Here is a 19,980-nt window from a genome sequence, read left to right as displayed (position 1 = left end):
ACCTGGACAACTCACCGCAGCATCGGCCAAAGCGTCGCGGCCAGCAACACGCCCATGGCGATGTTGAACCATTTCAGCCGCACTGGATCGGACAGGAAACCGCGCAGCGCCGTGCCGAATCCCGCCCACACTGAAACGCTCGGCAGGTTGACGATGGTGAAGGCCACCGAGATCAGCGCCACCGACAGGAACGGATGCTCCGGATTGGAGTAGACGGCCATGGCGGTGATCGCCATCACCCAGGCCTTGGCATTGACCCACTGGAACGCCGCCGCCTCGATGAAACGCATCGGCCGCGCCTTCGTCTCGCCTTTGCCGCTGAGCGAGCGTGACATGGCGATTTTCCAGGCAAGGTAGAGCAGATAGGCGGCGCCGGCGATCTTGAGCGCGGTGTGCAGCGCCGGGAACGCCGTCAGCACGGCGCCAAGACCAAGGCCGACCGCCAGCAGCAAGACAAGAAACCCGATGCTGATGCCGAACATATGCGGCACGCTCCTCACCAGGCCGAAATTCACACCTGAGGCGAGCAGCATCAGATTGTTAGGCCCGGGCGTGATCGAGGTCACGAAGGCGTAGACAAGCAAGGCGAGGAATGCGTCGAGCGACATGATATCCTCCCAGATAAGCCAGTATTATTGTCTCTTCCAACGACCGCACAAATGCCACCCTCGGCCGGTGGCCGATCCCGTCGTCACGCTGTGGAGAAACTTACCGGTGCTACATCCCCTGCGGGCCACGGTTCATCGCCGCCACGCCGGTGCGGCAGATCTCTACCAGGCCGAGCGGCTTCATGATGGCGATGAACTGGTCGAGCTTGGAGCCCTTGCCGGTGATCTCGAAGATGAAATGCTCGGTGTTGGCGTCGATGACGCTGGCGCGGAAGGCGTCAGCCAGCCGCAGCGCCTCGACGCGGGCTTCGCCGGTGCCGGCGACCTTGACCAGCGCCAGTTCCCGCTCCAGCGGCCGCTCCTGGCCGAACTCCTGCGAGCGCACGGTGAGGTCGACGACGCGGTGGACCGGCACGATGCGCTCGAGCTGGTGCTTGATCTGCTCCAGCACATGCGGCGTGCCGCGCGTCACGATGGTGATGCGCGACAGATGTTTCTCATGCTCGGTTTCCGAGACTGTCAGGCTCTCGATGTTGTAGCCGCGCCCGGAAAACAGGCCGATGACCCGGGCAAGCACGCCCGGCTCGTTGTCGACCAGCACTGAAAGCGTGTGGTTCTCGGGCTTTTCCGTTTCCTTGGCGATGAAATAGGCGGAGCCGGTCGGTTGTAGCTGTGCGTTCATGATGTGAATCTCGACTTCAAACTCTTGGATCTAATCTCTGTTTACGCACGGCTTCTCGCGACAGCCCTGCCTCTGTCCGCTGCTAAACCAGTTCCCTGCCCTTGGCGTCGATGGCGTTGGCCACCGCCTCGTCCGTCGCCTCGTCCGGCAAGAGCATCTCATTGTGCGCCTTGCCCGACGGGATCATCGGGAAGCAGTTGGCGAGCGTCGCCACGCGGCAGTCGAACAGCACCGGCTTTCTGACCGAGATCATCTCCTTGATGGCATCGTCCAGTTCGTCCGGCTTGTCGCAGCGGATACCGTGGCCGCCATAGGCTTCGGCCAGCTTGACGAAATCAGGCATGGCTTCGGTGTAGGAATGCGACAGCCGGTTGCCGTGCAGCAGCTGCTGCCACTGCCGCACCATGCCCATATACTGGTTGTTGAGAATGAAGATTTTGATCGGCGCGTCGAACTGCACCGCGGCACTCATCTCTTGCATCGTCATCTGCACCGAAGCGTCGCCGGCGATATCGACGACCAGCGCGTTCGGATGCGCGATCTGCACGCCGAGTGCCGCCGGCAGGCCGTAACCCATCGTGCCGAGCCCCCCGGACGTCATCCAGCGGTTCGGCTTCTCGAAATGGTAGTGCTGGGCCGCCCACATCTGGTGCTGGCCGACCTCCGTCGTGATGTAGGTGTCCATGTCCTTGGTCAGGGCATAGAGCCGCTGGATGGCATATTGCGGCATGATCACGTCGTTGTTCATCTTGTACGCGAGCGAATCGCGCGCGCGCCATTTGGCGATCTGCTCCCACCAGGGATAGAGCGCCTTCTTGTCGGCCTTGGCGGTTGCCCGCCACAGCCGCACGAGATCCTCCAGAACCCGGCCGACATCGCCGATAATGGGCACGTCGGTGTGGACGTTCTTGTTGATCGAGGACGGATCGATGTCGATATGGATCTTCTTCGAGTTCGGCGAGAACGCGTTGAGCCGGCCGGTGATGCGGTCGTCGAAGCGCGCACCGATGCAGATCATCACGTCGCAATCATGCATGGCCATGTTGGCTTCGTAGGTGCCGTGCATGCCGAGCATGCCGAGCCAGTTCTTGCCCGATGCCGGATAGGCGCCGAGCCCCATCAACGTCGAGGTGATCGGGAAACCGGTGAGGTCGACCAGTTCGCGCAGCAGATGGCTCGCTTCCGGACCGGAGTTGATGACGCCGCCGCCGCTGTAGATGATCGGCTTCCTGGCACCGGCCAGCAGTTCGACCGCCGCCTTGACCTTCTCCAGGTCGCCCTGCACCTTCGGCTGATAGCTGGTGCGCGGCGCGGTTTGCGGAGAAACATAAAAACCCTTGGCGAACTGCACGTCCTTCGGGATGTCGACCACGACAGGACCGGGACGGCCGGTGGTGGCGACATGGAAGGCCTCATGGATGGTTGCGGCAAGTTCGTTGACGTCCTTCACCAGCCAATTGTGCTTGGTGCAGGGGCGCGTGATGCCGACCGTGTCGCACTCCTGGAAAGCGTCCGAACCGATCAGCGAGGTCGGCACCTGCCCGGTCAGGCACACCAGCGGGATCGAATCCATCAGCGCGTCCTGCAAAGGCGTCACCGCGTTGGTCGCGCCCGGACCCGATGTCACCAGCATGACGCCTGCCCTGCCGGTCGAGCGCGCATAGCCCTCGGCCGCGTGGCCGGCGCCCTGCTCGTGCCTCACCAGGATGTGCTCGACGTCGTCCTGCTGGAATATCTCGTCATAGATCGGGAGAACCGCGCCGCCCGGATAACCGAAGACATGCTTGACGCCATTGTCCTTCAGCGCCTGCACCACCATTTCGGCGCCAGTCATTTCGCGCCGCTCGCTCTGTCCGTTGCTCATCGGTTTGGTCCCGTACTGTCCGCCATCTGGCGATTTGCTGGTCGTTTAGTCGTGTTTAAGGCAATAAAAAAGGCCCCCGAGGGAGCCTGTGTGTTGCGCATGGGAGGTTTTCGCCCGGCGGTTACACCGCCTTGCCCACGCGCCTTCCTACGAGAATGAGTGCCTTTTTCATGGTGGCGAACCATAAGGGTGAAAGCAGCCGTTCGTCAATGGGGTCGATTCCGCTTTCATGCCGGCTTGCCCGGTGCATGGCACGAAGCACGCGCACGCCGTCATTTAGACCCGGCTCGACGTCGGGTCGCTGGTCAAACCCTTGAAAACAAAGCGAACTATTTGGCGACGTGACGCGGCCCATGGTTTGCCGCGATACTGCCCGAGGCCGGACCCCAAGCTCGGCAAAGGCAGCTCGCAACGAGGCCGATCAACAAAAACGCGGAGGAAACTGATGCTCGACAAGGCCCCGAACAGGAAGCTTTCCGACCTTCTCGAACGATTTGGCGCGGCCCTTGCCGCCGGCGACGTCGACAAGGCGGTCGAATGCTTCCAGGAAGATTGTTATTGGCGCGACCTCGTCACCTTCACCTGGAATATTAAGACCATGGAAGGCCGCGATCAGGTGCGTGACATGCTGGAAAGCCAGCTGTCGAAGACGAAGCCATCACATTTCGCCATCGCCAGGGGCGAGGACGCGACCGAGGCGAACGGGGTGATCGACGGCTGGATCAGCTTCGAGACGGATGTGGCGCGCGGCTTCGGCCATATCAGGTTGAAGGACGGCAAGATCTGGACGCTGCTGACCACGATGGTCGAGCTGAAAGGGCATGAAGAGCCGGCCGGCTTCGCCCGGCCGATGGGCGCCAAGCACGGCTCCGGCAGGAACCGCCCGACCTGGAAGGAAGAGCGCGAAAAGGAAGCGGCCGAGCTTGGCTTCAAGACGCAGCCCTATACGGTCATCATCGGCGGCGGCCAGGGCGGCATCGCGCTTGGCGCGCGGCTCCGCCAGCTCGGCGTGCCGACGATCATCATCGAGAAGAATGAACGTGCCGGCGACAGTTGGCGCAAGCGCTACAAGTCGCTCTGCCTGCACGACCCGGTCTGGTATGACCATTTGCCCTACATCGATTTTCCCCGGAACTGGCCGGTTTTCTCGCCCAAGGACAAGATCGGCGACTGGCTGGAAATGTACACCAAGGTGATGGAGCTGAATTACTGGTCCTCAACCGAGGCCAAGAGCGCTTCCTACGACGAGGAGAAGAAGGAATGGACAGTTGTCGTCCACCGCGACGGCAAGGACATCACGCTGAAGCCGAAGCAGCTGGTGTTGGCCACCGGCATGTCCGGCCGTCCCAATCTGCCGAAGTTCAAGGGCATGGAGAATTTCAAGGGCGATCAGCACCACTCCTCCAAGCACCCCGGCCCCGACCAATATGCCGGCAAGAAGGTTGTCGTCATCGGCTCGAACAATTCCGCGCACGACATTTGCGCAGCACTGTGGGAAGCCGGCGTCGACGTCACCATGGTGCAGCGATCGACCACCCACATCGTCAGATCCGACACGCTGATGGATATCGGGCTTGGCGCGCTCTACTCGGAGCAGGCGGTGCAGAACGGTATGACCACCGCCAAGGCCGACCTCATCTTCGCCTCCCTGCCCTACAAGATCCTGCACGAGTTCCAGATTCCGCTTTATGAGAAGATGAAGGAGCGCGACGCGGCGTTCTACAAGGGCTTGGAAAAGGCGGGGTTCATGCTCGACTGGGGCGACGACGGCTCCGGCCTGTTCATGAAATATCTCAGGCGTGGCTCCGGCTACTACATCGATATCGGCGCTTCGCAGCTGATCATCGATGGCGCCATCAAGCTCAAGAGCGGCGTCGATGTGGCCGAGATCAAAGAACATTCCGTCCTGCTCAGCGATGGCACCGAACTGCCGGCGGACGTCATCGTCTACGCCACCGGATACGGCTCGATGAATGGCTGGGCGGCGGAGCTGATCTCAAAGGAGGTTGCCGACAAGGTCGGCAAATGCTGGGGACTCGGCTCGAACACCACCAAGGATCCCGGCCCATGGGAAGGTGAGCAGCGCAACATGTGGAAGCCGACGCAGCAGGAGGCGCTCTGGTTCCATGGCGGTAACCTGCACCAGTCGCGCCATTATTCGCAGTTCCTGTCGCTGCAGTTGAAGGCCAGGCAGGAAGGCATTGCGACGCCCGTCTATGGGCTGCAGCAGGTTCACCACAAGGGATAAGCCAGATCGTGGCGAAAAACCGAGGGAGGCGCGGTTTTGGACCGCGCCTCCCTTTCCTGATCGGTGCGATCGGCTACGCCGCCTGGTCGGCCGCGAACCGCGCCACCACGCGTTCTAGCAACGGCACATAGTCGCGAAACGTGCGCGTCCTCATGTCGGCGACCTTGCCGCCCTCGTCCCAGATGCGGACGCGCACCGCCTCTTCGTGAAACGGGTTCTTGCGGAACCCGGCCACCTCGTCCGGGCTCATCGGCCCGCCCTGCAACGACAGCGTATGAACCGAAGCCGGCGACAGCTTGTCGAAATAGGTCGGGTCGGTGGCGCAGAGATAGCGCTTGGCCGAGACATGCAGCCTGACGCATTCGACGATGACCGGCGGGAAGAACGGCGCCAGCACCTCGCCGCCGGCCTCGTCATGGTGCTTGTCCTCGACGTCATCGGGCGAATAGGTACCGAACTCGCTGGTGTAGTGGCCGATATCGTGCAGCAGGGCTGCTGCCACCAGTTCTTCCGGCGCACCATCCTGCTCTGCGAGCCAGGCGCCCTGCAGCATATGCTCGGACATGGTCACCGGCTCGCCGAGATAGGATTCGGCTCCCCGGCGCTCGAAGATATCGGCGATGAATTCGACGATGTTGCCGGCGTTCAGATCATGTGGGTTCATTCCGCCGCCTCCTTGAAACCGTGCTCGATCGCCGCCAACGTCGACAGCAGGCCGTCCTTGTCGGCATAGCAGCCCTGCAGCCAGCGTTTCCCGGTTCCCGAAAACGCTTTGCGCGCATGCATGACGCGGGTGTTGTCGACGATGAAGGCTTGCCCCGGCTCGAGCTTGAACGTTACTTCGAAGGCCGGATCCTCGATCAACTCCGCAAAGCGGCGATAGGCGGCGTAGTAGGCATCCATCTCGGCGAAAGGCACGTCGACGGTCGGCGCCAGCGAGCGGTTGTTGAAGCGGATGCAGATCAGTTCGCCGTCCGGCCCGAGTTCGATCATAGGCCGCTTCGCCTGCAGCCGCACGCCGGTCGATCCGGCATATTCGAACCGGGCAGGATGCGAACTCAGGAGTCGGAAGCCTTCGGGGTTCTCGGCCTGCAGGGCGGCCGCCACGGCGAACCCGTCGACCACGCTGGACTCACCACCCTCCACCGTGTTCTCGATACAGGACAGGATCTGCAGCGTCGGCACCGGGTCGCGATAAGGATTGTCGGTGTGCGCCTGGAGGCCGAGATTGGTGTAGGCCAGATTGTTCGGATTGACCTCGGCGCGCACTTCGAACCAGCGCCCGTAATTGGTCTCCCTGATGTAGCCGAACAGGTCGGAGACCTTGCACAGAGCGCCGGATTCGGCCGGCAGTCCGTCCATCACTGCAAAACCGTAGGCCCTCACCGCCAAGAGCCATTCCCGCAGCACACTGCGGCTGCGGCTTGCCTTCGGATAACCGGCGCGCGGCACCGAATTCTGCATCGTCGCCCTTGTCCAGCGCTGCACCGCGTCGGCGGTCCATCCGGACTGACGGGCCTCGGCGCGATCATAGGCATTGGCTCGAAGCCACGCCTCGGGAAAGCTGACCGTCTTCTTCTCGGGCACGAATCTGATCTCCACGGCATTGCCCTTGATCGAAGCGGCACCGATCCGCGTCTCGGCTGGAATATCGAGGATGGTGATCAGTCGCTGGCCGTTGCCGGCGCTGCGTGTCTTGTCGTCGAGTGCGTTGTCGCGAAGCCACATGGCATGGAACCGGCAGCGTGTGCCGTCCTTCCAGCCCAGTTCGATCATTCTTCCTGCGTCGCCTATCAGCGCATCGGTCAACATGGAGATGTTCCTGTCCATTGCGCCCCGCAGTCCGCTCAGCGGGGCCTCGATTGCATGTTGATCGAGCGAAAGGTACAATTGAAATTATCATTTTTCGGTCAATGGCTGCAAAATCGTAATGCCTGCGAGAACCATCCCCACCTTGCCCCCACTCGACTGGCTGCGCAGCTTCGAGGCAGCGGCGCGGCTTTCGAATTTTACGGCGGCGGCCGCCGAACTCGGCCTGACCCAGGCGGCCGTCAGTCAGCATGTCCGGCTCCTCGAGGATCGGCTGAAGACGCGTCTGTTCTCACGGCTGGCGCGGGGCGTCGCACTGTTGCCGGAGGGCGCCGCCTACTTGCCCCACATCCAATCAGCCTTCGCCACCATCGGCAGCAGCACGGCGGAACTGTTCGAGCCCCGCGCCGTCGAGACCGTCACCTTGCGGGCGCCGATCTCTTTCGCTTTGCTGGTGCTCGTTCCGAAGCTGCCCGACCTTGCCAAGGCGCTGCCGCGCATCCATGTCGACCTGGTGACGATCCATCGCCCGACCGACTATGACCTGCCGGGCTCAGCGCTGGACATCCGTTTCGGCAACGGATCCTTTCCCGGACGCCTGGCCGACAGGCTGACCGCCGAGCGGCTTGTGCCGGTGGCCGCCCCGGCCTTGGCCAGTGATGCCGACTGGACATCCCTGCCGCTGCTCCTGGTCGCCGGTGCGCGCGAGATGTGGGCGGAATGGTTCGCCGCGGCGGGATTGGCCGGTCACCCCAGGCGCTCGCATCGCTTCGACAGCTTCGTGGCTGCGATGGAGGCTGCGCGAGCCGGCGCGGGCGTGCTTCTGGGCTCGCGGCCGCTGATTGACGAGGCACTCGAAAGCAAGGCCCTGGCCAGGCTTTCCGATTTCGAGCTCCCGAGCACATCGGGGCATTTTCTGACCAAGGCACCGATCGCGCGACTGACCGGTGCCGAGCAGGATTTCCGCCAATGGCTGCTGTCGCGCCTCGGCGAGCCATCTCCGACATGACGTTCACCGGCCGATGCGCTTCCAGTAGATGAGCGTGCCGGTCAGCCCGCCATGGGGCTTCAATGCATAGTCCGGTATTTCCCCGGTCAGCGTGAAGCCCAGCCTCTCATAGAGCCCGGACGCCCCCTCTTCGGTCGCCGTATCCAGAACCAGAAGTGTGCGGCCCCTCTCCACCGCAAGGGCCTCGGCCGCTTGCATCAGGCGGGTCGCCACGCCTTTGCCTCGACGATCGAGGCGCGTCATCAGCTTGGCGATTTCGGCCCGGTGCGGCTGGTTGGGCGGACAGTCGAGCAGCAGCGTGACCGTGCCGACCAGCGTGTCTGCCTCCCACGCGCCAAGCACCACCCGCTCGCCTCTTGCGGCCGCCGTCAGCGACGTGTCCCAAAACCTGCGGGCGGTTTCCGGCGCCAGCGGATGCATGAAGCTCACCGACCCGCCCGCGGCAACCGTTTCGACCAGAAGATCGCCAAGCAACGCCTGTGTTCGCGCGTCCTGCGTCAACGTTCCGATCTCGATGGAGTGCATGCTCGTTCTGCCTGGCTGAGATGGAAGGATCGATACGGTCGAACTGGCGTCAATCGAAAGCGCTGAATCGCTTTCCCTTGCGCGCCGCCTTGATCGCGGCGATGCGTTCGGTGTCCTCTTCCTGAAGGTGGCGTCCGCGTTCGAGGAGTTCGAGCGTGTATTCCTCATAGGTAAGTCCCAGCCGTTCCGCCTTGTCCACGCGCATCAGCATGACGTCGCGGCTCGGTGCTTTCCACGCCTTGGCATGCGCGGCCTGCCAGGCCAGGAAAATATAAGGATCGCCCTTGCCCCATGGCGGCCCCTTGTAGTCGTCGAGCGGCGGTCCCCCATTGTGGGAGCGCTTTGGACGTCTCGGCATGATGTCAGGCCCTGACCAGCGCGACGAGATAGTCGGCGCCCGCCTCGAGCGCATGGAAGGTGCAGTCCGACGGCGCGCCGAGCGCCAGACAGTCGCCGGGCTCGAGCCTGTGCACCAGATCGCCCTCGGTGAATTCCAGCCGTCCGGAGATCAGCCATATCTGCTGTTTGATGAAGGCGTAGGATGCCGCGGGCAGGCTGACCTTGGCGCCCGCCGGCAGATGAACCCTGATCAGTTCGAGCGGCATGTCGCCGGCCGGCGAAAGATGCCGCCTGGCATAGCCGGTGTCGGGATCGCGCCAGACGGGCTGGTCGCTCGCCCGCAGCAAGCCGCCGCCCTGCAATTCCGCGCGTGCGATAAGGGTCGACAGCGTCATGCCGAAGGCGGCGGCGATCCGCACCAGGAGCGCTGCCGTCGGGCTGGTCATGCCGCGCTCGATCGTGCTCAGCATGGCTTTGGAGACGCCGGAGCGCTCGGCGAGTTCGGCCAGGGACCAGTCCCGTATCGTCCTCTCGGCGTGTATCCGTCTGCCGATTGTGGAGGAGATATCGTTCGCTATATCATTCATTCGTTTATTATAGCGAAAATCCGACAGCTGGAAAAGAGCCTTGTCGCGACAATTTTCACCAGCTTCTTAATCCTCCCTACACCATCCGGCCACACTCGACCTTAACCCAGTTCCTGTAGGCTCGACGTGAGGGAAAATGGGGATTGGCCTGTCCATGTATGTCGAACGCGAAGCCTCGGTCGGAGAACCGACATCGCAGGAGCGCCGCAACGCCGAACAGAACGACAGGCGCATCCTGGGCAATGTCGTGCAATGCGACGGTGCGCGCGCCACCATCAGCGCCTTTGCGGACGACGTCGACGGCGCGGTGACCGGCCTGTGGACGGTCGGCAAGATGATCTCGGTCAATCTCGGCAGCACGCGCACCGTCGGCCTGGTCTATGCGATCGGCAAGTCGGATCGCGCCTGGAACAGCGAAGGCCAGAACGCCATCGAGGTCAGCATCGAGCTGATCGGCGAAGTGCGCGACGGCGCCGAACCCGGCTCCAAGCCGATCTTCGACCGCGGCATCACCACCTATCCCCATATAGGCGCCATCGCGCACCGCATCCGCAGCCGTGACCTGCAGGCCGTCTACGATCTGGCCGGGCGTCATTCGATCACCATCGGCTCGCTGTCGCAGGACGAGGCGATCGCCGCCAACATCGCCATCGACGACACGCTGGCGCGCCACTTTGCCATTGTCGGCACCACCGGCGTCGGCAAGTCCACCGCCGTCTCGCTGCTGCTGCGCAAATCGATCGCGGCGCGGCCGGATCTGCGCATCCTGATCCTCGATCCGCACAATGAATTCGCCGCGTCGCTGCCCGAATATTGCGTCAAGGTCGATTCCAAGACGCTCGACCTTCCGTTCTGGATGTTCCGGCTCGAGGAATTCGCCGAGGTTCTATTTCGCGGCCGCGAGACCGTGCCCGACGAGATCGATGCGCTGCGCGACCTCATTCCGCTCGCCAAAAACCTCTATCGCAACCCCAATTCCGGTGCCTATCTCAGGCGCGGCAGCGATGCGCTGACCGCCGATACGCCAGTGCCCTACCGCATTGCCGATCTGCTCAAGCAGATTGACGAGCGCATGGGCATGCTCGAAAGCAAGAACGAGCGCCCGACGCTCAAATCGCTGAAGACGCGCATCGAATCGGCGGCAGCCGATCCGCGCTACCGTTTCATGTTCAACTCGCGCCTGATCGAGGACACCATCCACGAGACGATCGGCAACATCTTCCGCGTGCCGCATAACGGCCGCCCTGTGACCTGTTTCGAAATGGCCGGCATGCCGTCCGAAGTGGTCAATTCCGTCTGTTCGGTGCTGGCGCGCCTGGCGTTCGACCTTGCGCTGTGGAGCGAGGGCAAGCTGCAGCTCCTATTGCTGTGCGAAGAAGCGCATCGCTACATGCCGGCCGATGCGCGCCTCGGCTTCGCGCCGACAAGGCACGCGCTGTCGCGCATTGCCAAGGAAGGCCGCAAGTATGGCTGCTATCTCGGCGTCGTCACCCAGCGCCCGGGCGAACTTGACCCGACCATCCTGTCGCAATGCTCGACTTTTTTCGCCATGCGGCTCGCCAATGAGCAAGACCAGGCGATCATCCGCTCGGCCATCGCCGACTCGTCCGCCTCCACGCTTGCTTTCCTGTCGTCCATGGGCCAGCGCGAAGCCATCGCCTTCGGCGAAGGCGTGGCCACGACGATGCGGCTGAAGTTCGAGAGACTGCCGGCTGAACTGATCCCCGGCACGGCGAAGCGCGAACAAGCCATGTCGTCGAAAACCGGCGACGATGTCGATCTGGTGACGATAGTGGAACGGCTTCGCAACGTTCCAAAGCCGCAGCAGCAGGCGATGGCCTTTGCCGAAGTGGTCGATTCTGGCCGCCAGGCTGGCGATCCCGACTACCGCAAGCCGCCGGCCGCACGCGTGCAATCGGATGATGATTTCGATATGCGCTACGGCCTCAAGCCCGCCACCTTCGGCATGCGCCCCCAGAACGATTGAGCCTGCAAGCTCTCTGACGACCGGCCGGGAAGCCGCACACAAGCTTCCAAAGGCTTCATCGAACCAGCTTGGTCAAATCCCGAAAGGGAATTCATCAGGCCGGATTGAATGGCGTGGTTTTCGAGAAGCCGGAGCGGAGCGGACATTCAGTCCGTGAGCACCGGAAGTCGAAAAAGCCGCGTCAGGCAACCGGCCTCATGAATTCTTCTTCGGGATTTCAGGCGCAGACGCGGTTGCGGCCTTGCCTCTTGGCCTCGTAGAGCTGGCGGTCGGCGCGGCGATAGAATTCTTCCGCCGTCTCCTTGCGGTCCCAAACGGCAAGGCCGACGCTGGTGGTGATCTTGAGCCGGACATTGCCGGAGAGAACCGACATGTTGGCGATCGCCTTGCGGATACGCTCGGCGAATTTCGACAACAATTCCGCCTCCATGTTGGGCGTGACCACGGCGAATTCCTCGCCGCCCAATCGCGCCACCACGTCATGGTAGCGCGTCATGTCCTTGAGACAGCTGGCGACGGCCTTGAGCACCTCGTCGCCGACGTCGTGGCCGTGTGTATCGTTGACCTGCTTGAAATGATCGAGGTCCAGGATCATCAGCCCGACGGGTTTCTCGATGCGCTTGAACTCTTCGAGGTATTCCTTCAGCGCGTCGTCGAAATAGCGCCGGTTCTGCATGCCGGTCAGGCTGTCTGTCAGCGCCGCATGTTCGAACGTCTCGGAGCGGGCGCTCAGCGACACGGTCATGGCGCGCAGCTTGCCTTCCTCCGTCGCCTGCCTGCGGATCAGCGGGTATATGAAGAAGATGCCGAAGAACAGCGCGGTCGCGAGCAGCACGCCCGTCGCGAAAAGCAGCTTGTTGAGGTAGATGACCTTGTCCAGGCCGGAGGCCGTGTGCAGTTCGGTGGCAAAGGATTGCAGCAGTCCATAGGCATGCAGCGTCACCAGGCCGGCGGCCAGGATCACGAAGATAAAGACGAAAAACGCCGATTCCGCCTTGTGGAAACGCATCTGCTCCCCGATGGAAAAATGCCCATCGACCTTATGGCATGGCGGGCCTTACGGAGGGTTAATTTGGACAACCACAACGAGAACCTTTCCGTGAAGGAAAGGCTTTCTAGGTTGCATTAGCAACAAGCGTTTGGATCGTGGTTTCGATATCGTCACCAGGATGCAATCTTTGCCATTCCGGTCCTAGCTGGTGCCGAAACCAGGTCGTCTGCCGCTTGCCATATTGCCTGGTTGCGATCTTGGCGCGCTCGATCGCCTCGGGAAAACCCGATTGTCCGGCCATCGCCGCTTGCAGTTCACGGACGCCGATCGCCTTCATCGCCGGCAATTGCGAATCGAGACGAAGCGATGCGAGTTGCCTGACTTCGTCCAGTGCGCCCTTGGCCAGCATCTGGTCGAAACGCCTTTCGATGCGTCCGACCAGCGCGGCCCGGTCCGGCTCGATGACGAAGAAGCGGGCCGTTTGTCTGTCGATGAGCGGCCGGCCCCGCGCGGCCTGCCAGTCCAGGATCGAGCGGCCGGATGCGTCGAGCACTTCGAGCGCCCGCACGATGCGCTGGCTGTCCGTGGGCTTCAACTGCATGGCTGCCCTGGAATCCTCGCGCAGCAGGATGCCATGCAGTTTGACGGCGCCTTGCTCCTTCAACTCGTAGCGCCAACGGTCGCGTACCTGCCGCGGAATGTCGGGCATTTCCGAAATGCCCTCGGCCAAGGCGCGAAAGTAAAGGCCGGTGCCGCCGACGAAGATCGGTCGCCGCGAGAGCGCGCCGTCTTCGATCAGCCTCGTCACGTCGCGCAGCCACGCCCCGGTCGAGTAGGCGGTGCCGGGATGGACATGCCCATAGAGATGATGCGGTGCCCGAGCGAGGTCCGCCGCCTCCGGCCGGGCAGTCAACACGTCGAGAACCGAATAGGCTTGCATGGAATCGGTGTTGACGATCACGCCGCCTATACGTTCGGCCAGGTCGAGCGCCAGCGCCGACTTGCCGCTGGCGGTCGGCCCGGCTATCAGGATCGCATTCTTCACGCGGCCTTCGCCCGCATCCGCACCGGAATTATCGATGCCGCTTATCGCCACGCTTGTTTCCCATCCCGCCGATCGTGCCTTGTCGCCATCGCTTGCGAATATGGCCTCACGGTCGGTGGGCGCAAGCACTGTTCGCTGGATGGCCGAAGACATTGCCTGCGATCTCGTACTGCCGGCGAGCGCGCAAGCCGACGAGGCGACCGCCAGCCTGCGCGCGGCGCTGGCCGCCGAGCCGGTCGACGTGATCGTCCAGCCGCCGGCAACGCGCCGCAAGAAGATCCTCATCGCCGACATGGATTCGACCATGATCGACCAGGAATGCATCGACGAGCTGGCCGACGAGATCGGCGTCAAGGAGCACGTCGCGGCGATCACCGCACGATCGATGAATGGCGAGATCGCCTTCGAGCCCGCCCTGCGCGAGCGCGTGGCGTTGCTCAAGGGGCTCGATGCGGCCGTGGTCGATCTGATCGTTGCCAACCGGTTGACATTGGCCTCCGGCGGCCGCGCGCTGGTGCAGACGATGCGGGCCAACGGCGCCTGGACCGCACTAGTCTCGGGCGGCTTCGAGGTCTTCACCTCACGCATCGCCGCCATGCTCGGCTTCCATGAAAATCGCGCCAACCGCCTGCTCGAACAGGATGGCCTGTTTGCCGGGTTGGTCGGCGAGCCGATCCTCGGCCGCGCCGCCAAGGCCGAGGCGCTGATCGAGATCACTGCGCGTCTCGGCCTCACCCCGGCCGATGCCATTGCTGTCGGCGACGGGGCCAACGATCTCGACATGATCCGCCTTGCCGGCACCGGTGTTGCGCTGCATGCCAAACCGATGGTGGCCGCGCAGGCAAAGGTTCGCATCGACCATGGCGACCTGACCGCATTGCTCTATCTGCAAGGCTACAGGCAGGAAGAGTTCGTCCAATGAAACCAATGCGCACCGAGCGCCTGATCCTGCGCAACTGGGAGGATTGTGACCGCGAGTTGTTCCATCGCATCAATTCCGACGAACGCGTGATGGAGTTCTTCCCATTCCGTCGCGACCGTGCCGCAGCAGACGCCAAGATGGACGAACTGCGGGCCATCATCGATCGGGACGGCTATGGCTTTGCCGCCTGCGAGATCGCCGCATCAGGCCAATGCATCGGCTTTGCCGGCATCACCGGGACGGACCATCTGCCGTTCCTTCCCGCCGGCACCGTTGAGGTCGGCTGGCGGCTGGCGCCCGAATTCTGGGGCAAGGGTTATGTCACGGAAGCTGCCGAGGCATGGCTGGCCTACGGCTTCGAAAAACTCGGCCTTGGCGAGATCGTCTCCTTCGCGGTCGAGAACAACCGCCGCTCCACTGCCGTCATGAAGCGCCTCGGCATGACCGCCGATCCCTCGGCCAACTTCGACCACCCCGGCATTCCCGACAGCCACCCGGAGCTGAAAAGGCATGTGTTCTACAGGCTGACGAGCGCGGATTGGCGGAAGAATCGTCGCTGATCAATGCCTGTCAGGTGGAAATTCGTCGCCGGACTGTGGCGATCTGTCTGCGACCCGCCCCAGCATTTTCGCGAAATCGCCCGGTGACGCGTCGCCGGCACGACGACGCAGGAAGTCAGCTGCCGCTTCCATTGCCCCGACCTTTTGCGCCACAGCCGACGCAATCCATTGATTGAGCGACACGCCATCGGCCTTCGCGAGGCGCGCGGCTGCTTCCTTAACCGACTGTGGCAGTTTCAGCGGATAAGTCGCTTTGCTCATGTACGAAGTCCTTCCAAGAACTCGGCCGGGCTCACAAGCAGTACATCAAAACGGCCTGCCGCAGCTAGGAAGTCCCGGCGATTGTGAGTCACCAACGCATCGGCCTGGCCGTTGATCGCTGCTTCAAGCACCATCTCATCCTTCGGATCGTTCAATTGCGGCCGCCAGAGAAAGTGCAGCTCGACCGGCTCAGCCAGCAATGCAAAGCCGGCCAGCAAACGGCCCAGATCCGGCGCGGACAACCCGTGAGCCGCCACCTGCTCGGGTCTGGCCAGCACGGTTTCATATTCAAGAAACAGCGCTGTCGTCACTAATGGGCGAATTTGCCGATCCGCAATCAGCTGCAGGATGGCGAAAGACGCGCCATTCCTGCTTCGCAAACCTGCCGTCAAAACGTTTGTGTCCAGTACGATCCGCCTCACAAGTCAAAATAGTACATCCCATGGGATGTTACAATATGACCATCGTTAGCGATCCTCAGTCCATCCGGATCGTCACAAACCTCAGCTCACCGGTCTTGGACGCCAGCATCAACAGTGCGTTCTTGCGTCCCTGCTCCTTCAGCGCGCCGATCCGGTCCATCACATCCTTGGGCGTGGCAACCGATTCCTGTGCAATTTCGGTGATCACCTCGCCCGGCTGGATGCCGCGTTCAGCCGCGGCCGAATCCTTGGCGACATCGGTGATGACGACGCCCGAAACATCGGCGGCGATGCTGAACTTCTTGCGCGTATCGTCGTTCAATTCGCCGACGGTCATGCCGAGCACCGAGGCCGTCGAAACCGCCGGCGCCTTGTCGCCTTTGTCCTGGTCGGTGTTGCCGTTTTCGCCGCTGGCGAGCTTCTCGCTGTCCTCGAGCCGGCCAAGTGTTACCTTCACCGTTTGCTCGACACCCTTGCGCACGATCAGCACGTCGACCGCCTTGCCGACCGGGCTCTCCGCGACCACACGCGGCAGGTCGCGCATTTCGTGGATGTCCTTGCCGTCGAACTTGATGATCACGTCGCCGGCCTGGATGGTGCCGTTGTCGACCGGTCCACCCTTGATGACGCCGGCGACCAGCGCACCCTTGGCGGTCGCCATGCCGAGGCTCTCGGCAATGTCGTCGGTCACCGGCTGGATGCGCACGCCAAGCCAGCCGCGCCGCGTTTCGCCATATTGGCGCAGTTGCTCGACAACGCCCGATGCGAGCTGCGAGGGGATGGAGAAGCCGATGCCGATCGAGCCGCCGGACGGCGAAATGATCGCCGTGTTGATGCCGATGACCTCGCCGGCGCTGTTGAACAGCGGCCCGCCCGAATTGCCGCGGTTGATCGCGGCATCGGTCTGGATGAAATCGTCATAGGGGCCTGAATTGATGTCGCGGTTACGCGCCGAGACGATGCCGACCGTGACCGTGCCGCCGAGGCCGAACGGATTGCCGATCGCCATCACCCAGTCGCCGACGCGCATCTTGGTGGAATCGCCGAACTTCACCGCCGTCAGCTTGTGGCCCTTCGGATCGACCTTGAGCACCGCGACATCGGTCTTGGTGTCGGTGCCGACCAGCGTCGCCTTCAGCGTGACTCCATCGGAGAAATTGACCTCGATATCGTCGGCATCGGCGATGACATGGTTGTTGGTGACGACGATGCCCTGCTCGGCGTCGATGACGAAACCGGAGCCGAGCGACTGCACTTTCTGCGAGCCATTGTCCTTGTCGCCGCCACGGTTCTTGAAGAAATCGTCGAAGAAATCCTGGAACGGCGAGCCTTCGGGAAGCTGCGGCATCGGCACCGCGCCCGGACCTTCCGTGCCCTTCACCGTCTGCGACGTCGAGATGTTGACCACCGCGCCGAGCAGGCCTTGCGCCAGGTCGGCCACCGAAGCAGGCCCGTCGGCGGCCATTGTCGACGTCACGAAGGCCGGAACGGCCACGGTGCCCAGAAGAAGCGCTGCCGCGCCAGCGACGAACGTGCGTCGAACCGCGCGCAAAAGGGTGTTGGATGTCATCGAGAAGCCTCCCGGCACTTCTGAAAGAGAAAAGCGCTTCGACGGAAACGCCGTGTCGCGCCATGATGGCAAGAAATAGGGCACGTTTGCGGCTATGGCTATTGGCAGAGTGTAAATCCCGCGTTTTTGCACACCCCCCTAGCCGCCGCGGACCAGCCAGACGATACCGACGCCGGCGCCAATCGCCACCAGCCCGGCAATCCGCAATGCATTCTCCGGCAATGACAGCACCTCGCCCGCCAGTTTCCTGGCGAAACCGGGAAAGCCGCCATAGACCAAGCCCTCAATGACGAGGACCAGGCCTATTGCCGCCAAGAAATCCTGCACCGGCCGCTACTGGCCGGTGCCGGGCGAAGTTGCGGGTGCGGTCGCCGGTGCGGCAGGAGGTGCCGGTTGCGGAGCCGCCGGCCTTGCCGGCGCCTCCTTTCCGTCAGGGTCGCGGAAGAAACGGAAGAACTCCGAATTCGGCGACAGCACCATTGTCGTGCCGGTGTTGTCCAGCGCCGTGCCATAGGCGTTCATCGACCGGTAGAAATCGAAGAACGCCGGATCGCGCTGATAAGCCTCGGCAAAGGTGGCGCTGCGCTGCGCCTCGCCCTCGCCGCGCAGGATTTCGGACTCCTTCTGCGCTTCCGCGATGATCTCGACCACCTCACGGTCGGCGCGGGCCTTGATGCGCTGCGCCGCCTCATTGCCGCGCGCCCTCAGCCTTTCGGCCTCAGCCAGACGTTCCGCCTTCATGCGATCGAAGGTCTGCTGCGAGACTTCGGCCGTGAGGTCGGTGCGGCGGATGCGGACATCCTCGATCTGCAGGCCGAGCGAGGTGGCGTCGGGCCGTAGCTGATCGCGCACTTCGCGCATCATCACCGCGCGCTCCTCCGAAAGGGCGGCCTCGAAGTCGCGCAGACCGTAGACCCGGCGCAAGGCAGCGTCGAGACGCGTCCTCAGCCGCGCTTCGGCGAGCTCGATCTGGCCTGATACCGCGGCTCGGAAGACACGCGGATCCGAGATTCGGTAGGCGATGAAGGCATCGACCTCATAGAACTTGCCGCCCGAGACCTGGACGCGGATGTTGTCGAGGTCGAAGCGCAGCACCCGGTTCTCGATCAACTGCACCGTGTCTGCGTCGAAGAACGAGAACGGCGCCTTGAAGTAGATGCCGGGTTCGGTCTTGACGTCGACGATCTCGCCGAACCTCAGCACCAGTGCCTGCTGGCGCGCATTGACCACGAAGACCGACGAATAGAGCAGGAACAGGATGACCGCCGCGATGACGACGATGACGGGAAGACGGTTGGCCATCACTGGTTACCTCCCGTCGTCGCGCCAAGCGGGGCCGGAGCCGGCGCTTTCTGCTGCAATGCCGGCAGCGGCAGATAGGGGACGACCCCCTGCCCGTTGCCTTGCTCGACGATCACCTTGCCGGAGTCCTTCAGCACCTTCTCCATCGTTTCCAGGTAAAGCCGCTTGCGCGTCACGTCGGGCGCCTTGGCATATTCGTCATAGACGGAGATGAAGCGCTGGGCCTCACCTTCGGCCTCCTGCACCACCCGGTTCTTGTAGGCGGCCGCGTCTTCGCGGACCTGTGCGGCCTCGCCGCGTGCCTGGCCGAGCTTCTGGTTGGAGTACTGGTTGGCCTGCTCGACGAACTTATCCTCGTCCTGCTCGGCGCGCTGCACCTCGTCGAAGGCGTCGGCGACCTCACGCGGCGGCGCCGCGTCCTCGATCGAGATGGCGTTGACCTGAAGCCCGGCCTTGTAGCCGTCGAGCGTGGTCTGGATGATCTCGCGCACCGAAGCCGCTATGCCTTGGCGGTCGTCACGGAAGATGTCCTGCGCCGGCCTGCGGCCGACGGCCTCGCGCATCGCGCTCTCGGCGACCTGCCTCAGCATGCCGTCCGGGTCGGAGACGTCGAACAGATAGGCGCGGGGATCGGAGACCTGGTAGGCGACCGAGAACTGCACGTTGACGATGTTCTGGTCGCCCGAAAGCATCAGCCCCGACGTGTTGCCGCTGGAGGCGCCACCGCCAATGTCGACGAGCTGCTCGGAAATCTTGGCCGTTTCGACGGTTTCGAGCGGCCACCAGTGGAAATGCAGGCCGGGCTGCGACAGCTCGGCCTTCGGCTTGCCGAAGCGCAGCTCGACTGCGACCTCGTCGGGCTGCACGGTGTAGATTGCCTGGAACGCCCATAGCACGACCAGCGCCGCGCCGATCAGGCCGAATATGGCCGGACTGGCGCCGCCACCGCCGGGCAGCGCACGCCGCAGCCTGTCCTGGCCGCGGCGGATGATGTCCTCGAGGTCGGGAGGCGAGCCTTGCGGGCCGCTTGGCCCCTTCGGTCCCTGCCCCCAGGGTCCTTGATTGTTGCCGCCGCCGCCCCACGGGCCGCCGCCACCGCCACCTTTGTCGTTCCAGGGCATGAATGTCCTTTCGCTTGGAATTCCCTCAAGCGCCGGAATTTCGGCGCAAATCCAGTCTTGTTCTTCTATAGGGACGCCACGGCATGCTTTCAACGCGATGCTCTGCCAGCATCATCGGTTTTGGGCCG

General features: G+C 63.1%; 21 protein-coding genes. 5 read left to right on the top strand and 16 right to left on the bottom strand.

The genetic code is table 11. The annotated features are described in order from the left end of the window. Positions 1-11 precede the first annotated feature (11 nt). The 3 genes from FJ959_RS16885 to FJ959_RS16875 all read right to left on the bottom strand — a co-directional run bounded on the left by FJ959_RS16885 (position 12) and on the right by FJ959_RS16875 (position 3,154). The gene (locus tag FJ959_RS16885) at positions 12-608 is read right to left on the bottom strand and encodes a LysE family translocator (protein ID WP_140516483.1); all 597 of its coding nucleotides are present in this window, start codon (positions 606-608) and stop codon (positions 12-14) included. Between the two features lie 109 nt (positions 609-717). After that, entirely contained in the window at positions 718-1,290 is a 573-nt protein-coding gene (gene ilvN / locus FJ959_RS16880) for an acetolactate synthase small subunit (protein ID WP_023676680.1), read from the bottom strand. 82 nt (positions 1,291-1,372) lie between these two features. Beyond that, entirely contained in the window at positions 1,373-3,154 is a 1,782-nt protein-coding gene (locus FJ959_RS16875) for an acetolactate synthase 3 large subunit (protein ID WP_140495366.1), read from the bottom strand. A 445-nt stretch (positions 3,155-3,599) separates the two neighbouring features. Here FJ959_RS16875 and FJ959_RS16870 point away from each other — a divergent pair, with 445 nt between their 5' ends. Further along, the gene (locus tag FJ959_RS16870) at positions 3,600-5,402 is read left to right on the top strand and encodes an NAD(P)/FAD-dependent oxidoreductase (protein WP_140630985.1); all 1,803 of its coding nucleotides are present in this window, start codon (positions 3,600-3,602) and stop codon (positions 5,400-5,402) included. A 73-nt stretch (positions 5,403-5,475) separates the two neighbouring features. Here FJ959_RS16870 and FJ959_RS16865 read toward each other — a convergent pair whose 3' ends face one another. Then, positions 5,476-6,066 carry an HD domain-containing protein gene (locus tag FJ959_RS16865; RefSeq protein ID WP_140516488.1) on the bottom strand — a complete coding sequence of 197 codons (591 nt, stop codon included), beginning with the start codon at positions 6,064-6,066 and terminating at the stop codon, positions 5,476-5,478. After that, on the bottom strand, positions 6,063-7,214 hold the full coding sequence (locus FJ959_RS16860; RefSeq protein WP_140564205.1) for a gamma-butyrobetaine dioxygenase: 1,152 nt from the start codon (positions 7,212-7,214) through the stop codon (positions 6,063-6,065). The genes FJ959_RS16865 and FJ959_RS16860 overlap by 4 nt, the downstream gene beginning before the upstream one ends. Before the next feature lie 118 nt (positions 7,215-7,332). Between FJ959_RS16860 and FJ959_RS16855 the strand changes: the two genes are divergently transcribed. Continuing rightward, positions 7,333-8,220, top strand: a complete 888-nt coding sequence (locus tag FJ959_RS16855; RefSeq protein ID WP_140630982.1) for a LysR family transcriptional regulator — start codon at positions 7,333-7,335, stop codon at positions 8,218-8,220. A gap of 3 nt (positions 8,221-8,223) precedes the next feature. On the opposite strand, the gene FJ959_RS16850 is transcribed toward FJ959_RS16855, so the two are convergent. Genes FJ959_RS16850 through FJ959_RS16840 form a run of 3 tightly spaced genes read right to left on the bottom strand, consistent with a single transcriptional unit; the run spans position 8,224 to position 9,671 of the window. Beyond that, the gene (locus FJ959_RS16850; RefSeq protein ID WP_140630980.1) at positions 8,224-8,745 is read right to left on the bottom strand and encodes a GNAT family N-acetyltransferase; all 522 of its coding nucleotides are present in this window, start codon (positions 8,743-8,745) and stop codon (positions 8,224-8,226) included. A gap of 49 nt (positions 8,746-8,794) precedes the next feature. After that, the gene (locus FJ959_RS16845) at positions 8,795-9,103 is read right to left on the bottom strand and encodes a hypothetical protein (protein WP_140516495.1); all 309 of its coding nucleotides are present in this window, start codon (positions 9,101-9,103) and stop codon (positions 8,795-8,797) included. 4 nt (positions 9,104-9,107) lie between these two features. Beyond that, positions 9,108-9,671: an XRE family transcriptional regulator gene (locus tag FJ959_RS16840; protein WP_140630977.1), complete on the bottom strand. Its 564-nt coding sequence runs from the start codon at positions 9,669-9,671 to the stop codon at positions 9,108-9,110. A 154-nt stretch (positions 9,672-9,825) separates the two neighbouring features. Between FJ959_RS16840 and FJ959_RS16835 the strand changes: the two genes are divergently transcribed. Further along, positions 9,826-11,658: an ATP-binding protein gene (locus FJ959_RS16835; RefSeq protein ID WP_140516706.1), complete on the top strand. Its 1,833-nt coding sequence runs from the start codon at positions 9,826-9,828 to the stop codon at positions 11,656-11,658. 217 nt (positions 11,659-11,875) lie between these two features. On the opposite strand, the gene FJ959_RS16830 is transcribed toward FJ959_RS16835, so the two are convergent. Both FJ959_RS16830 and miaA read right to left on the bottom strand, forming a co-directional pair. Then, positions 11,876-12,667: a GGDEF domain-containing protein gene (locus FJ959_RS16830; protein ID WP_140495351.1), complete on the bottom strand. Its 792-nt coding sequence runs from the start codon at positions 12,665-12,667 to the stop codon at positions 11,876-11,878. A gap of 106 nt (positions 12,668-12,773) precedes the next feature. Beyond that, positions 12,774-13,739, bottom strand: coding sequence for a tRNA (adenosine(37)-N6)-dimethylallyltransferase MiaA (miaA, locus tag FJ959_RS16825; protein WP_140631360.1), 966 nt, complete (start codon positions 13,737-13,739; stop codon positions 12,774-12,776). On the opposite strand from miaA, the gene serB reads away from it, so the two are divergent. Both serB and FJ959_RS16815 read left to right on the top strand, forming a co-directional pair. Then, positions 13,729-14,616 carry a phosphoserine phosphatase SerB gene (gene serB / locus FJ959_RS16820; RefSeq protein ID WP_140630974.1) on the top strand — a complete coding sequence of 296 codons (888 nt, stop codon included), beginning with the start codon at positions 13,729-13,731 and terminating at the stop codon, positions 14,614-14,616. The genes miaA and serB overlap by 11 nt on opposite strands. After that, on the top strand, positions 14,613-15,176 hold the full coding sequence (locus tag FJ959_RS16815) for a GNAT family N-acetyltransferase (RefSeq protein WP_140630972.1): 564 nt from the start codon (positions 14,613-14,615) through the stop codon (positions 15,174-15,176). The genes serB and FJ959_RS16815 overlap by 4 nt, the downstream gene beginning before the upstream one ends. Here the strand turns inward: FJ959_RS16815 and FJ959_RS16810 are convergent, their stop codons facing one another. From FJ959_RS16810 to hflK, 6 genes are all read right to left on the bottom strand, one after another. Beyond that, entirely contained in the window at positions 15,177-15,437 is a 261-nt protein-coding gene (locus FJ959_RS16810; RefSeq protein ID WP_140495345.1) for a toxin-antitoxin system HicB family antitoxin, read from the bottom strand. Further along, positions 15,434-15,859: a putative toxin-antitoxin system toxin component, PIN family gene (locus FJ959_RS16805; protein WP_140630970.1), complete on the bottom strand. Its 426-nt coding sequence runs from the start codon at positions 15,857-15,859 to the stop codon at positions 15,434-15,436. The genes FJ959_RS16810 and FJ959_RS16805 overlap by 4 nt, the downstream gene beginning before the upstream one ends. Before the next feature lie 55 nt (positions 15,860-15,914). Then, the gene (locus FJ959_RS16800; RefSeq protein WP_140559553.1) at positions 15,915-17,429 is read right to left on the bottom strand and encodes a DegQ family serine endoprotease; all 1,515 of its coding nucleotides are present in this window, start codon (positions 17,427-17,429) and stop codon (positions 15,915-15,917) included. Between the two features lie 138 nt (positions 17,430-17,567). Next, entirely contained in the window at positions 17,568-17,756 is a 189-nt protein-coding gene (locus FJ959_RS16795; protein ID WP_140559552.1) for a DUF2065 domain-containing protein, read from the bottom strand. Positions 17,757-17,762: 6 nt separating this feature from the next. Beyond that, on the bottom strand, positions 17,763-18,731 hold the full coding sequence (locus FJ959_RS16790) for a protease modulator HflC (RefSeq protein ID WP_140521174.1): 969 nt from the start codon (positions 18,729-18,731) through the stop codon (positions 17,763-17,765). Next, the gene (hflK, locus tag FJ959_RS16785) at positions 18,731-19,852 is read right to left on the bottom strand and encodes an FtsH protease activity modulator HflK (RefSeq protein ID WP_140630967.1); all 1,122 of its coding nucleotides are present in this window, start codon (positions 19,850-19,852) and stop codon (positions 18,731-18,733) included. Before hflK ends, FJ959_RS16790 begins: the two co-directional genes overlap by 1 nt. Positions 19,853-19,980 lie beyond the last annotated feature (128 nt).

This window comes from Mesorhizobium sp. B2-2-4 (genome assembly GCF_006442375.1).
GTDB lineage: Bacteria > Pseudomonadota > Alphaproteobacteria > Rhizobiales > Rhizobiaceae > Mesorhizobium.
This window is presented reverse-complemented; position numbering and strand designations above follow the sequence as displayed.

Excerpts from the sequence above, each read along its gene's own strand:
- FJ959_RS16885 (WP_140516483.1), bottom strand. The coding sequence starts at position 608 with ATGTCGCTCGACGCATTCCTCGCCTTGCTTGTCTACGCCTTCGTGACC.
- ilvN (WP_023676680.1), bottom strand. The coding sequence starts at position 1,290 with ATGAACGCACAGCTACAACCGACCGGCTCCGCCTATTTCATCGCCAAG.
- FJ959_RS16875 (WP_140495366.1), bottom strand. The coding sequence starts at position 3,154 with ATGAGCAACGGACAGAGCGAGCGGCGCGAAATGACTGGCGCCGAAATG.
- FJ959_RS16870 (WP_140630985.1), top strand. The coding sequence starts at position 3,600 with ATGCTCGACAAGGCCCCGAACAGGAAGCTTTCCGACCTTCTCGAACGA.
- FJ959_RS16865 (WP_140516488.1), bottom strand. The coding sequence starts at position 6,066 with ATGAACCCACATGATCTGAACGCCGGCAACATCGTCGAATTCATCGCC.
- FJ959_RS16860 (WP_140564205.1), bottom strand. The coding sequence starts at position 7,214 with ATGTTGACCGATGCGCTGATAGGCGACGCAGGAAGAATGATCGAACTG.
- FJ959_RS16855 (WP_140630982.1), top strand. The coding sequence starts at position 7,333 with ATGCCTGCGAGAACCATCCCCACCTTGCCCCCACTCGACTGGCTGCGC.
- FJ959_RS16850 (WP_140630980.1), bottom strand. The coding sequence starts at position 8,745 with ATGCACTCCATCGAGATCGGAACGTTGACGCAGGACGCGCGAACACAG.
- FJ959_RS16845 (WP_140516495.1), bottom strand. The coding sequence starts at position 9,103 with ATGCCGAGACGTCCAAAGCGCTCCCACAATGGGGGACCGCCGCTCGAC.
- FJ959_RS16840 (WP_140630977.1), bottom strand. The coding sequence starts at position 9,671 with ATGAATGATATAGCGAACGATATCTCCTCCACAATCGGCAGACGGATA.
- FJ959_RS16835 (WP_140516706.1), top strand. The coding sequence starts at position 9,826 with ATGTATGTCGAACGCGAAGCCTCGGTCGGAGAACCGACATCGCAGGAG.
- FJ959_RS16830 (WP_140495351.1), bottom strand. The coding sequence starts at position 12,667 with ATGCGTTTCCACAAGGCGGAATCGGCGTTTTTCGTCTTTATCTTCGTG.
- serB (WP_140630974.1), top strand. The coding sequence starts at position 13,729 with ATGCCGCTTATCGCCACGCTTGTTTCCCATCCCGCCGATCGTGCCTTG.
- FJ959_RS16815 (WP_140630972.1), top strand. The coding sequence starts at position 14,613 with ATGAAACCAATGCGCACCGAGCGCCTGATCCTGCGCAACTGGGAGGAT.
- FJ959_RS16810 (WP_140495345.1), bottom strand. The coding sequence starts at position 15,437 with ATGAGCAAAGCGACTTATCCGCTGAAACTGCCACAGTCGGTTAAGGAA.
- FJ959_RS16800 (WP_140559553.1), bottom strand. The coding sequence starts at position 17,429 with ATGACATCCAACACCCTTTTGCGCGCGGTTCGACGCACGTTCGTCGCT.
- FJ959_RS16790 (WP_140521174.1), bottom strand. The coding sequence starts at position 18,731 with ATGGCCAACCGTCTTCCCGTCATCGTCGTCATCGCGGCGGTCATCCTG.
- hflK (WP_140630967.1), bottom strand. The coding sequence starts at position 19,852 with ATGCCCTGGAACGACAAAGGTGGCGGTGGCGGCGGCCCGTGGGGCGGC.